Source organism: Xanthomonas rydalmerensis (genome assembly GCF_033170385.1).
Classification (GTDB): domain Bacteria; phylum Pseudomonadota; class Gammaproteobacteria; order Xanthomonadales; family Xanthomonadaceae; genus Xanthomonas_A; species Xanthomonas_A rydalmerensis.
Window position 1 is genome coordinate 2,040,048 of record NZ_CP126170.1, and the last position, 11,967, is coordinate 2,052,014.

Below are 11,967 nucleotides of genomic sequence, written 5' to 3' on the forward strand. Positions count from 1 at the left end.
GAGCGGGGCGTGGCAGCGAGGTGCGGAGAGGCAGGTTGGCACGTGCCTTCGCGCGCGTGAGCAGCGTGCTTCGGCAGCGATGGCGGTCTGTGCCGCATCGGCCACCGCTTGCGCCGCTGCGTCGCCAGGGCACCTCGAACAACCTAGGGACGCACCTGTAGGAGCGGCTTCAGCCGCGATGGGCGTTACCGGGAATGCCCGTCGCGGCTGAAGCCGCTCCTACAACAGATGCGGTGATGCGTGACGAAGGCAGGGCATCAGCGGTGCACGATCGTTGCGTGCAATGGCACACCGCCGGTCCATCCCCACGCGCCGTATCGCACGGCGTGCGACCTCGCCCAGCTGGCCGTCCGCTACGGCGCCGGTTGCAGCGATGTCGGCATCGGGTCCAGCGGCTGCAGTGTCATCAGCAGGCCACGCGTGCCGGCTGCGGGCAGGTTCGGCGCCGGCGCGAACAGGCGTGCGCCGCGCAGCGGGCGGAAGTGGCCGCGTTCGAAGAACACGTGGTCGGCCGCCGCCGTCGTGGCGGGTGCCCGCACGTCGATCCGGTTGCGTGGCGACTCGCCGCGCACGCTGCCGTCCTCGAAGCGCACCGCCAGCGGCGCCAGTTCGGGCGCGCGCGCTGCGGCGAAGAAGCCGCCCGCCAGCAGCGAAGGCACGCCCTCGGCGGTGGCATCGATCCATGCCATCAGATCCTCGGCCTGTTCGCGGCGGCTGGCGCTGCCGTCGCGCGCGGCGTGCAGTCGAGTGAAGTACAGGTTCACCGGCTGCCCGTGCAGGTCCACCCGCACCAGGCCGGCCACGCTGTAGTCCTCCAGCGGATGCAGCAAGGTCTCGGCTTCCTCCAGCACCGGCAGGCGGGTCAGCAGCGCGTTGCCGCGGCGTTGCGGTCGGCTCGGCGGATCGGGGCTGATGAAGTGGCAGTGGTAGCCCAGGCGCGCGGCCAGCCATTGCGCCTGGTTCGGCATCTCCGGCGTCTGCAGCACTTCCTGCAGGGCGATGGCGTCGGGGTGCAGCCGCTGCAGGGCCACCACGATGCGCTCGCGGCGTGCGGGCCAGTCGTCGCCCTCCTGCGCCTGGCGTGGATCGACGGCGAGCGTGAGGGTGACCACGGTAAGGGGGCTGTCCGGCGCTGCCTGGACCGTCGGCACCGCGTCGGTCATGGCCTGCGCCTGTGCCAATGCCGCCACGGCCAGCAACAGCCAGCCGGTGCGATGCCATCGGAAGACGCGGGGATTCATGTGGCGATGCTACGGCGCAGGGTCTCAGGGTTGCGTATACAGCCGGCGGCGCTGCGGCGTCCGCCACACAATCGATGCCGCGCAGCTGACAATCGCGAACATCGCCCCGCCTCCGGCGCGCGGAGGCGGGGGGACGCGGCGCGAAAGCTCAGTGCTGCAGCACGCCGTCCTTCAGGTGCAGCGGCGCGCGCGCTTCCACCTGCGTCGCCGAACGGCCCAGCAGCAGCTCGTAGTCGCCGGCGGCGATGTGCCAGTGGCGCTTCTTCGGATCGAAGTCGGCCAGGGTCTTGGGCTCGGCGACGATGCTGACGTGGCGGCTCTCGCCCGGCTTGAGCATCACCTTGTCCCAGCCGACCAGGCGGATCGGGGTGTGGTGGCCCTGCGGCAGGCGCAGGTACAGCTGCGGCACGTCGGCGCCTTCGCGATCGCCGGTGTTGCGCACATCGAAACTGGCGACGACGTGGCTACCGTTGGCCTGCACCTTGAAGTTCGAGTAAGCGAACGTGGTGTAGGACAGGCCATAGCCGAACGGATACACCGGCTCCAGGCCGCGCGCGGCGAACCAGCGGTAGCCGACGTTGGCGCCTTCGATGTTGTAGTCGACGTTGCTCCCCGGCGGTTGCGCCGGCTTGAAGCCCAGGCCGGGAATCGACGGCCGCGGCAGTTGCGACACGTCGCGCAGCCAGGTCACCGGCAGGCGGCCGGACGGATTGACCTCGCCCAGCAGCAGCCGCGCCAGACCTTCACCGCCGCGGATGCCCGGGTACCAGGCCTCCAGCACCGCCGGCACCTGCTGCAGCCACGGCATCGCCACCGGGCCGTTGGTCTCCAGCACCACCGCCGTCTTCGGGTTGGCCTTGACCACTGCCGCGATCAGTGCGTCCTGCTTGTCGGGCAGGGCGATGTCCGGCAGGTCCACCGATTCGGCCGACCATTGCGTGGCGAACACGATCGCCACCTCGGCCTCGCGCGCCAGCTTGGCCGCGGCCGCGGGGTCGTCGCCGCTGGCGTAGTCGATCTGCGCATCCGGCAGCGCCTTGCGCAGCGCCTGCAGCGGCGAGGACGGATGGAACATCACCGGTCCCGGCCAGGTGGTCGGGGCGATCCCCGGCACCGCGTTGCCGCCGTTGACGGTGACCCCGACCATCGAGGAACCGCCGCCGCCGATCACACCCTTGTCGGCATGCCCGCCGATCACCGCGATGCGGCGCAGGTTGCGCGACAGCGGCAGCAGCTTGCCCTCGTTGCGCAACAGCACCGTGCCTTCCTCGACCACGCGCTGCGCGGCCAGGCCGCCGGCGGCATCGTCGATCGGCTGGTGCTGCGGCGGGTTGTCGAAACTGCCGGTGGCGATGAAGGCGCGCAGGATGCGCTTGACCATGTCGTCCAGGCGCGCCTGCGGCACGGTGCCGGCGGCCACCGCCATGCGCAGCGGCTGGTCGAAGTACACCGCCTTGTCGAACACTTCGCCGGCCGACTGCTGGTCCAGGCCGGCCAACGCCGCCTTGGAGCCGCTGTGCACGCCGCCCCAGTCGGACATCACGTAGCCGGGGAACTTCCACTCCTGCTTCAGCACCTGGTTGAGCAGGTAGTCGTGCTCGCAGCCGTACACGCCGTTGATGCGGTTGTACGAACACATCACCGAGCCGGGCTGGCCGATCTTCAGCGCCAGCTCGAAGGCCAGCAGGTCCGATTCGTGCATGGCCTGTTCGCCGATGTCGGCGCTGTGGGTGTTGCGCCCGGTCTCCAGGTCGTTCATCGCGAAGTGCTTCATGGTCGAGACCACGTGCTGGCTCTGCACGCCGCGGATCGATTCGCCGACCAGCACGCCGGCCAGCAGCGGATCCTCGCCGGCGTACTCGAAGTTGCGGCCGTTGCGCGGGTCGCGCTGCAGGTTGACGCTGCCGGCCAGCAGCACGTTGAAGCCCTGCTGCCAGGCCTCGCGGCCCATGGTGGCGCCGCCGGCGAAGGCCAGCGCGCGGTTCCAGGTGGCGGCGGTGGCGGGGCCGGAGGGCATCGCGGTGGCGTGGTCGCCGGGGCGGATGTTGCCGGGGTTGGTCACGCCGACGCCGGCATCGGCCAGCTGCTGCGCGGGGATGCCCAGGCGCTCGACCGCCGGCACGTAGCCGGCCGAGCCGATCGCGCCGGGTGGCCGCGGGCCGCCGTCCTTGCCCAGCCCGAAGTAGCTGTGCAGCATCTGGAACTTCTCGTCCGGCGTCATCGCCTGCACCAGCAGCGCGGCGCGCCGGTCCGGCGACAGGCTGCGGTCGTTCCAGGGACGCTGCGCAGCAGCGGCGTTCGGCGTGGACGCCGTGCCCACGGCCGTCGCCGGCGGCGCGGCGGAGGCGGGCGCGGTCAGCGCGAGGGTCAGGCAAAGGGATCCTGTAAACGTTTTCATATCGGGGCGAACAGCCTCACTAGCAGATAAAGGGAAGGCGCATCGGGGGGAGTTGGGGGGAGGGCGGAACCGCGCGTCAGGACGGTGCTTCGTCGCTGCGCATGACCGGGTACAGGCGGTAGCGCTCGTCCCAGGAGTTGTGGCGGCGGTAGAAGAACTCCAGCCGCGCTTGCGGGTCCTTGGCGAAGGCCGCGTCGTGTTCGAGCTTGTCCTCGAACTCGGCCTTGAGCGCCGGGTCGCTGGCCAGCATCTGCCGCGCCACGTCCTCGGCGACGTAGTCCTCCATGTATTCGGCGCGCTCGAACGCGCTGTTGAACTCGCCCCATTGCAGCAGCGAGTCCGGCGCCTGCGGTTCCAGCAGCGCTATCAGCAGCCGCGCCTTGGGCTGGGCGATCGGCACGAACAGCGCGCCGGCGCAGACGGCGCGGGTCTCGGGTTTCCAGGCGCCGGTGACGCTGAGCCGCTGGTGGCCTTCGGACGAGCGCGCGGCGAAGCTGGCGTCGTCGGCGCGGAAGGTCTGCACCGGCAGGGTGGCGTCGTGGTCCAGCGTGCGGAAGGCAATGCCGTGCTGGCGCAGCTTGGCACCGACCAGGGCGGCCTGCGCCGCCGGCACCAGGTAGCCGGCGCGCGGCGCGGCGACTTCGACGCTGGGCACGATCTGGTCGCGCAGCGGCACGCGCCATATCTGCGGGGTGCGCTCGTCGTAGCGGGTCATCAGCGCGCCGGAGACCGGCGAGGGCGTGCGCGTATAGGCGTAGCCGCGGAAGTCCACCAGGTGCGAGGCGTCGGTGGTGCGGTAGTCCAGCGCCACGGTCTTCCCTTCCAGGGCTTGCGCGCGCACGTCGGCGGCCAGTGCGTCGGCGCGCCACTGCGCACCGTGCCGCGCCACCTGCTGCAGTACCGAGACGATGGTGTTGCGGGTGATGCGCACGCGTTCGGGGTAGCGCTTCCACGAATGCGTCTCCACCAGCATGCCGAAGCGGTTGCGCAACTGGAAATAGCCATGCGAAAAGCGCGGTGTCGGCACGCCGTCCTCGAAGCCGGAGGTCGGGTCGTCGTTGACCACGAACGAGGGGTAGTAGGGCAGCGGCAGCGAGCCCTGCCGCTTCAGGTCGGCGAGCACGCCGTCGCGCAGGCGCAGGCCGTCGCCACGCAGCGCGGTGTCGCCGGCGTGCAGCGGTTCCACCTGAATCGACACGTCGTGCTCGAACTGCGCGCCGTCGGTGACGTGCAGGTCCACGTACAGCAGCGGATCCCATTGCTCGACCAGGCGCAGCATCGCCTGCATCTCCGGCGCATCGGCCTTGACGTAGTCGCGGTTGAGGTTGAGGTTCTGCGCGGTGGTGCGCCAGCCCATCTGCTCCGGGCCGCGCTGGTTGGGCCGGTTCCAGGCGCCGAAGCGCTCGTGTCCGTCGACGTTGAACACCGGCACGAACAGCCACACCTGCTTGTCCAGCGCGCCGCGCGCGGCCTGGCCGTCGAGCAGCTGGCGCAGCGCGAGGAAGCCGGCGTCCTTGCCGTCGATCTCGCCGGCATGGATGCCGCCCTGGATCAGCACCACCGGCAGCTTGCGCGCCTGTGCGGCGGCGGGATCGAATGCGCCGGAGGTGGACACCGCCAACGCCTTCATCGGCCGGCCTTCCGGCGTGGTGCCGAAGTCGAAGCAGCGCACCGCGTGCGGATAGCGCTGCGCGAACGCATCGCACAGCGCGATGGTTTCGGCGTAGCGGCCGGTGCGCGCGAACCCGCTGCGCTCGGCCTCGGTGGACAGGCCCGCCTCGCTGGCCAGCGATGGCATGCTGCACAGCAGCATCGGCAACAGCAGGGTGGCCAGCCAGGCTCGGATCATCTCGGCACCGTGTCGGAACAGACCCCCATGATGCGGGCAGCGCGCCGATTGCGAAAGCACCCTGGGGCGTGTCACCCATTCCCGAGCATGCCGCGCCGCGATTGCACGTGCCTGTGGCAAGGAAGAGCGAGGAAATGGACGTGCGTCCACGCCCGAGCGATGACGCGGCCACGGGCGCGCGCAAGCGCGGCCCTTCGGGTTGGGCCTGGCAGGCGCGCGGCCGGCGCCGCGCGGCTTGACCTGACGGCCAGTCAGGCGCTGCGCCACGCAACGCCGGCAGCGCGCCTGCCAGACCCAACGCGGCATACTCGGGAATGGGTGACACGCCCTGGCGGTTCGATTCGCCGGAACGTTGGGGTAACCTTCTGAAAATTTTGCCTGGACGAGGGCCCGTGAGCAGCCAAGCCACCACGAGACACGCCGCATGAGCGCGGCGCAAGAGCGCGCCACCGCGCGCATGCCGCGGCAGATTCCGTACATCATCGGCAACGAGGCCTGCGAGCGCTTCAGCTTCTACGGGATGCGCAACATCCTGGTGCAGTTCCTGATCACCTCGCTGCTGCTGCAGGAAGTGACCGCGCCCGGCCGCGAGGCCGAGGCCAAGCACATCATGCACAGCTTCATGATCGGCGTGTACTTCTTCCCGCTGCTCGGCGGCTGGCTGGCCGATCGCTTCTTCGGCAAGTACAGCACCATCCTCTGGTTCAGCCTGATCTACTGCGTGGGACACCTGTGCCTGGCGCTGTTCGAAGGCCATCGCAACGGCTTCTTCCTCGGCCTGGGCCTGATCGCGCTGGGCGCGGGCGGGATCAAGCCGCTGGTGGCCTCGTTCATGGGCGACCAGTTCGACCAGGGCAACAAGCACCTGGCCAAGGTGGTGTTCGACGCCTTCTACTGGATCATCAACTTCGGCTCGCTGTTCGCCTCGCTGCTGATCCCGCTGGCGCTGAAGAACCTGGGCCCGGCGTGGGCGTTCGGCATCCCCGGCATCCTGATGCTGGTGGCGACCCTGGTGTTCTGGGCCGGGCGCCACCGCTACGTGCGCGTGCCGCTGCCGCCCAAGGATCCGCACGGTTTCGCCCAGGTGGTGCGCACCGCGCTGCTGCGGCAAGCGCCGGGGCAGGGGCGTCCCGGACTGGCCCTGGCAGGCGTGGCGGTGCTGCTGGCGCTGGGCACCTTCGCGCTGGTGCCGACGCTGGGCCTGGTGATCTGCCTGTGCCTGGCGCTGGTGCTGCTGCTGGCCGGCATTGGCGGCGGCACCTGGTGGCAACTGGAGCGCGCCCGCGCGGTGCATCCGGACGCCGCGGTGGACGGTGTGCGCGCAGTGCTGCGGGTGCTGGTGGTGTTCGCGCTGGTCACCCCGTTCTTTTCGTTGTTCGACCAGAAGGCCTCGACCTGGGTGCTGCAGGGCCAGCAGATGCAGATGCCGGCGTGGTTCAGCGCCTCGCAGATGCAGGCGCTGAATCCGGCGCTGGTGATGCTGCTGATCCCGTTCAACAACCTGGTGCTGTACCCGCTGCTGCGCCGGCGCGGTTACGAGCCGACCGCACTGCGGCGGATGACCGCCGGCATCGCCTTCAGCGGCCTGGCCTGGATCGTGGTCGGCAGCCTGCAGGTGATGATGGATGGCGGCGACGCCTTGTCCATCGCCTGGCAGATCCTGCCGTATGCGCTGCTGACCTTCGGCGAAGTGCTGGTCTCGGCGACCGGCCTGGAGTTCGCCTACAGCCAGGCGCCGCAGTCGATGAAGGGCGTGGTGATGAGTTTCTGGAACCTCACCACCACCGTCGGCAACCTGTGGGTGCTGCTGTCCAACGCGGCGGTGCGCAATGACCGCGTCACCGCGCACATCGGCAGCACCGGGCTCAGCGAGACCGCGTTCCTGATGTTCTTCTTCGCCGCCTTCGCGTTCGTCGCCGCACTGCTGTTCGGGCTGTACGCGCGCCGCTACCGCATGGTCGACCACTACCGCCCCGCCTGAGACCCCGCATGCCCTCCGTCACCCCCGTCAACCTGATCCTGATCGTCCTTACCGTGCTGGTGTCGTGGGCGGCGTTCAACAACCGCCGGCTGCTCGACCGGCTGATCCTGTGGCCGCCGGCGGTCGATCGCCACAAGCAGTACGACCGGCTGGTGACCTACGGCTTCATCCACGCCGATTTCCCGCACCTGCTGTTCAACATGGTCACGCTGTACTTCTTCGGCGGCCCGATCGAGGTGCTGATGGAGCGGCTGACCGGCAACATGCTGGTGTATCCGCTGTTCTACCTGTCCGCGCTGGTGGTCTCGATCCTGCCGAGCTACCTGAAGAACCAGAAGAACCCCAACTACATGAGCCTGGGCGCGTCCGGTGCGGTGTCGGCGGTACTGTTCGCCTTCATCCTGATGGCGCCGTGGACCGGGATCTTCTTCTTCTTCATCCCGATTCCGATCCCCGCCATCCTGTATGCCGTGTTCTACGTCGGCTACAGCATCTGGATGGACCGCCGCGGTGGCGACAACGTCAACCACAGCGCGCACCTGGCCGGCGCGGCGTTCGGCGTCATGTTCCTGCTGATCATGGAACCGTCGGTGCTGCAGCATTTCCTCGGTGAGCTGGCGAACCCGCGCTTCGGGCGGGGGTGATACGCGGCGCGGCGGTGCCTGCACGGCGGTGCGCGATCGGCACCTTTCGGATGCGGTGCATCAGGTGGACGCAGGGCGTCAGTGCGCCCGTGGACCACCGTATCGCGGACAGGCTGGCTGCGGCGGCGCGTGCGGCCGCCGTCGCCGCTCAGCGGGTCTGCTGGCCGCGCAGCTGCACCTTGGCGCTGCCGATAGCCGCGTTCTCGTAGGTGACCTTGAGGCGCTGGTAGACCTCGTCGTCGAGCTGCTGGAACTCGCCGCCATGATGGTCGCCGCTGACCGACAGTTGGAACAGCCCTTCCAGCAGGGAGGCGTTGTGGTCGCCCTGGTTGTATTTGTTCTCGTTCTCGCTCATGCGCGTGGCTCCCTGTTGGATCGCTGCGTGATGGGAGGTGCAACTCCCATGCCAGGTTTTCGTCCTGTCCTGGCGGTATCGGCCGCGCGCGGCACGACTTGAGCGGCGTCCGGGTGACGCGCCGCGTCGGCGGCGTGACGCGGTGAGGCACGTGTTTCACATGGCCGCGGCGAGCCGCAGCGGACACTGCGCGCTCCGCGACACAGCCAGCCCTCATGTCCGAACCCACCGTCCCGATCGCGCACGATCCGCAGCAGCGGCGCTTCACCCTGGAGGTCGACGGCCACCGCGCCGAACTCGACTACGTGCTGGAGCAGGGGCGCATGGTCATCACCCACACCGGGGTGCCGACGCCCATCGGCGGGCGCGGCCTGGCGGCGCAGCTGGTCACCGCCGCGCTGGACCACGCGCAGGCGCAAGGCTGGAAGGTGGTGCCGGCGTGTTCGTACGCGGCGGTGTTCATCCAGCGGCATCCGCAGTACGCCGCGCTGCTCGCCTGAGCGCGCAGCATCGCAACGGCGCGATAATGCGCGCCAATCCACAGATATCGCAGGAACAGGGGCAGTCGACGTGAGCAGGGCAGAGACGATGGGCAACGGGCGGATGGCATGGACGGCACTGGCGGTCGCGGCGGCGCTGGCACTGGCCGGCTGCAAACGCGAGGAACCGACCGCCGCACCGGCACCCGCCGCGGCACCGGCACAAAGCGAGGCTGCCGCGCCCGCGGCGCCGGAGCCGGCGCAGGCCACGCCACCGGAACTGAAGGACATCGTCGAACACAGCCCAAGCTATGTGGTCGGGATCACCTTCCCGCCGTCGATCAACCGTTATCCGGGATTGGCCGACGCGGCCAACCGCTATGCGCAGAGCGCGCGCAGCGAGCTGATGGAAGCGATCGACGGCCTCGGCAACGATCGCCCGCGCGCGCCCTACGAACTGTCGCTGCAGTTCGAGATGCTGCTGGAGCGCCCGGACCTGGTCGCACTGAGTGCCGACGGCAGCCGCTATACCGGCGGTGCCCACGGCGAACCGCTGGTGGCGCGCTGGGTGTGGCTGCCGCAGCAGCAGCGCATGCTCACCGCCGAGACGCTGATTCCGGATGCGACGCACTGGAAGCAGGTGGCCGACTATGTCGCCGCGCAGCTGCGCCAGGCGGTGCAGACACGGGTCAATGCCGAGCAGGTGCCGCCGGAGGATCAGGACGAGCAGGTGCGTAGCGCCAGCAAGATGATCGCCGAGGGCACCGAGCCGCAGCCCGGCAATTTCAGCCAGTTCCAGCCGCTGGTCGACGCAGCGGGCAAGATCACCGCCTTGCGCTTCGTGTTCCCGCCGTACCAGGTGGGGCCGTATGCCGATGGCACGCAGACCGTGGACGTGCCGGCCAGCGTGCTGCGCGAGCTGGTGGCGCCGGAGTACGCGCCGCTGTTCGCCGCCTGAGAGGTCGCCACCGCGCCGGCGCACGACGGCGCGTGGCGCATGGCGTGCACAGCGCGCCAGAACGCAACGCATGCCCTCGTCGTGGCGGGGCGCAATGGGTAGCATTGACCGCTTCCCCCACTTGCAATCGATTTCTCATGGGCAGTTTTGATCAGACCGAGCGGCGCGTGGCGCACACCTGCGCGCGCTATCCGGCCTTTCCGCGCGAGCCTGCCGTCCTGGTCCGGCTGGTCAAGCATCTGTACAAGCGCGTGCATGCCAATGCCAGCGGGATGCTCAAGGAATACGGCATCAGTCCGCCGGAATACGAGATCCTGATGATGCTGTACGGCACGCCCGAGCAGCGCATCACGCCCACCGAGGTGGCCGAGGCCGCCAGCGAGAAGCCGGCCAACATCACCCGTCTCACCGACAGCCTGTGCAGCAAGGGACTGCTGTCGCGCACCGCCAGTCCCGACGATAGGCGCAAGGTTGCATTGACCCTGCAGCCGGACGGCATCGCCCTGATCGAGCGGCTGCTGCCGGACGTCTGCGCGTTCCTGGACACGGAGACGGCGGCGCTGGATGCCGGCGAGCAGCAGCAGTTGGAGATGCTGCTGAAGAAGATGCTGGCCGGCATCGATGGCCTCGACGCCGCAGCCGAGCCGATGACCTAGGCCGCGCTGCCTGCGGGGCAGGGCCGCCTAGCGCCAGCCGCGCGCCCGCGCGCGCTGTTCGGCGTCGGCATCCAGCGCCTCGCCGACGATGCGCGCATCCACCGCTTGCAGCACCGCGGCCGGCATCGGGCTGGCCGCCATGCGCATGCCGCTGCCATCGTGACTTTCGCTGGCGGGCACCAGCAACTCCACCCGCCATGCGCCATCGCGCTGGCAGGCCAGGCCGGCGCTGGCGCTCGGCAGGGCGAAGGTGCGGCAGTAATGGCCGTCGCGATCGCGGAAGCTCAGGCCGATGCGAACGCCGCCCTGGGGTTGGCCGGACAGCTGCTGCGCCAGTGCCTGCGCCAGCACGCCCTCGGCGACGCCCCCCTGTGTTGCGGCGACGGTCGGGCGCGGCGCAGCGCCCTGCGGCAATTGCCGCTGCGCGATCCACAGCCCCAGCAGCAGCGCCGCCGCCAACGCCGCCGGCAGCGCCCAGCGGCGGCGTGCACGCGGCCGCAGTGGCGTCGGCCGGCTCGCATGCGCCGTCGCCTGGACGGGCGGGGGAGATGACGCAGCGACAGCAGCGTCCTGGTCGGGCGCTTCGGCCGGTCGCGCGCGCGCGGCGGCGAGCAGGCGCTCTGGCACCTCCTCGTCCAGCACCGGCGCGAAGCCGGCAAGCAACCGCGCCTGCAGGCTGCGCAGCCGCTGCAGGGCCTGCGCCAGTTGCGGGTCGGTGCGTAGCGCCGCTTCCACCTGGGCGGCCTGCGCCGCATCCAGTTCGCCGTCGGCGTAGGCCTGCAGGGTGAGTGCATCGATCGTGCTGTTCATGCGGTCGCCTCCAGTGACGCTTGCAGGGCTTCGCGACCGCGCGCGAGCCGGCTGGTGAGTGTGCCGAGCGGAATCTCCAGCACCGCCGCGGCGTCCTTGTAGGACAGGCCTTCGATCAGCACCAGCGCGATCGCCAGGCGTTGTTCCTCGGGCAGGCCGGCCATCGCCGCCTGCACCGCCATCCAGTCCTGCTGCCGCTCCAGCGGCGTGTCGCCGACGTGTTCGCCCTCGGCGGCATCGACGAACACCTGTCGCCGTCGCCGCTGCGCCCGTACCTCGTCGATCCAGGCGTGGCGAATGATGCCGTACAGCCAGTACTGCAGCGGCGTCTCCGGCCGCCATTGTTCGGCGCGGCGCAGTGCGCGTTCGATCGCGATCTGCAGCAGGTCGTCGGCATCCTCGCGATGGCCGGCGACGGCACGCGCGAAGCGCCGCAGTTGCGGCAGCAGGGTACAGATGCCGTCGCCGACGGCGGCCGTGGGATCGGCGTGCATGTGGGGGATACGTTCGGCGGAGGCGTTTTCTTCCATGGGCGCGGCGCGGCGTTCACGGCATGTCGGAATGGCTGGATTAGTGTGGCACGCCAACAGGGGCGG

The 11,967-nt window shown here is 69.9% G+C and carries 11 protein-coding genes; 5 read left to right on the forward strand and 6 right to left on the reverse strand.

Annotation, left to right across the window (positions count from 1 at the left end; all coding sequences use genetic code 11):
* Positions 1 to 353: 353 nt before the first annotated feature.
* The 3 genes from QN245_RS08450 to QN245_RS08460 all read right to left on the reverse strand — a co-directional run bounded on the left by QN245_RS08450 (position 354) and on the right by QN245_RS08460 (position 5,488).
* Positions 354 to 1,241 carry an endonuclease/exonuclease/phosphatase family protein gene (locus tag QN245_RS08450; protein ID WP_317845046.1) on the reverse strand — a complete coding sequence of 296 codons (888 nt, stop codon included), beginning with the start codon at positions 1,239 to 1,241 and terminating at the stop codon, positions 354 to 356.
* 148 nt (positions 1,242 to 1,389) lie between these two features.
* Positions 1,390 to 3,639 carry a beta-glucosidase family protein gene (locus tag QN245_RS08455; RefSeq protein WP_317845047.1) on the reverse strand — a complete coding sequence of 750 codons (2,250 nt, stop codon included), beginning with the start codon at positions 3,637 to 3,639 and terminating at the stop codon, positions 1,390 to 1,392.
* A 76-nt stretch (positions 3,640 to 3,715) separates the two neighbouring features.
* A complete protein-coding gene (locus QN245_RS08460) occupies positions 3,716 to 5,488 on the reverse strand; it encodes a M14 family metallopeptidase (RefSeq protein ID WP_317845048.1) in 1,773 nt (590 codons plus the stop codon).
* Positions 5,489 to 5,912: 424 nt separating this feature from the next.
* On the opposite strand from QN245_RS08460, the gene QN245_RS08465 reads away from it, so the two are divergent.
* Positions 5,913 to 7,469, forward strand: a complete 1,557-nt coding sequence (locus QN245_RS08465) for a POT-type proton-dependent oligopeptide transporter (RefSeq protein ID WP_167087777.1) — start codon at positions 5,913 to 5,915, stop codon at positions 7,467 to 7,469.
* Positions 7,470 to 7,477: 8 nt separating this feature from the next.
* Complete coding sequence (locus QN245_RS08470; RefSeq protein WP_160970718.1) at positions 7,478 to 8,113, forward strand: rhomboid family intramembrane serine protease; 636 nt, start codon at positions 7,478 to 7,480, stop codon at positions 8,111 to 8,113.
* A 148-nt stretch (positions 8,114 to 8,261) separates the two neighbouring features.
* Here the strand turns inward: QN245_RS08470 and QN245_RS08475 are convergent, their stop codons facing one another.
* Complete coding sequence (locus QN245_RS08475) at positions 8,262 to 8,468, reverse strand: hypothetical protein (RefSeq protein WP_160970717.1); 207 nt, start codon at positions 8,466 to 8,468, stop codon at positions 8,262 to 8,264.
* A 215-nt stretch (positions 8,469 to 8,683) separates the two neighbouring features.
* On the opposite strand from QN245_RS08475, the gene QN245_RS08480 reads away from it, so the two are divergent.
* From QN245_RS08480 to QN245_RS08490, 3 genes are all read left to right on the forward strand, one after another.
* A complete protein-coding gene (locus QN245_RS08480; protein WP_317845049.1) occupies positions 8,684 to 8,968 on the forward strand; it encodes a GNAT family N-acetyltransferase in 285 nt (94 codons plus the stop codon).
* Positions 8,969 to 9,071: 103 nt separating this feature from the next.
* Entirely contained in the window at positions 9,072 to 9,905 is an 834-nt protein-coding gene (locus QN245_RS08485) for a DUF3298 and DUF4163 domain-containing protein (RefSeq protein ID WP_317845332.1), read from the forward strand.
* A gap of 137 nt (positions 9,906 to 10,042) precedes the next feature.
* Positions 10,043 to 10,561: a MarR family winged helix-turn-helix transcriptional regulator gene (locus QN245_RS08490; protein WP_160970714.1), complete on the forward strand. Its 519-nt coding sequence runs from the start codon at positions 10,043 to 10,045 to the stop codon at positions 10,559 to 10,561.
* Positions 10,562 to 10,588: 27 nt separating this feature from the next.
* Here QN245_RS08490 and QN245_RS08495 read toward each other — a convergent pair whose 3' ends face one another.
* Positions 10,589 to 11,371, reverse strand: coding sequence for a hypothetical protein (locus QN245_RS08495; protein WP_317845050.1), 783 nt, complete (start codon positions 11,369 to 11,371; stop codon positions 10,589 to 10,591).
* Entirely contained in the window at positions 11,368 to 11,901 is a 534-nt protein-coding gene (locus QN245_RS08500) for an RNA polymerase sigma factor (protein WP_160970710.1), read from the reverse strand. The genes QN245_RS08495 and QN245_RS08500 overlap by 4 nt, the downstream gene beginning before the upstream one ends.
* Positions 11,902 to 11,967: the final 66 nt, after the last annotated feature.

Bases quoted from the DNA above. Each gene is read 5' to 3' on its own strand.
- QN245_RS08450 (WP_317845046.1), bottom strand. From the start codon at position 1,241: ATGAATCCCCGCGTCTTCCGATGGCATCGCACCGGCTGGCTGTTGCTG.
- QN245_RS08455 (WP_317845047.1), bottom strand. From the start codon at position 3,639: ATGAAAACGTTTACAGGATCCCTTTGCCTGACCCTCGCGCTGACCGCG.
- QN245_RS08460 (WP_317845048.1), bottom strand. From the start codon at position 5,488: ATGATCCGAGCCTGGCTGGCCACCCTGCTGTTGCCGATGCTGCTGTGC.
- QN245_RS08465 (WP_167087777.1), top strand. From the start codon at position 5,913: ATGAGCGCGGCGCAAGAGCGCGCCACCGCGCGCATGCCGCGGCAGATT.
- QN245_RS08470 (WP_160970718.1), top strand. From the start codon at position 7,478: ATGCCCTCCGTCACCCCCGTCAACCTGATCCTGATCGTCCTTACCGTG.
- QN245_RS08475 (WP_160970717.1), bottom strand. From the start codon at position 8,468: ATGAGCGAGAACGAGAACAAATACAACCAGGGCGACCACAACGCCTCC.
- QN245_RS08480 (WP_317845049.1), top strand. From the start codon at position 8,684: ATGTCCGAACCCACCGTCCCGATCGCGCACGATCCGCAGCAGCGGCGC.
- QN245_RS08485 (WP_317845332.1), top strand. From the start codon at position 9,072: ATGGCATGGACGGCACTGGCGGTCGCGGCGGCGCTGGCACTGGCCGGC.
- QN245_RS08490 (WP_160970714.1), top strand. From the start codon at position 10,043: ATGGGCAGTTTTGATCAGACCGAGCGGCGCGTGGCGCACACCTGCGCG.
- QN245_RS08495 (WP_317845050.1), bottom strand. From the start codon at position 11,371: ATGAACAGCACGATCGATGCACTCACCCTGCAGGCCTACGCCGACGGC.
- QN245_RS08500 (WP_160970710.1), bottom strand. From the start codon at position 11,901: ATGGAAGAAAACGCCTCCGCCGAACGTATCCCCCACATGCACGCCGAT.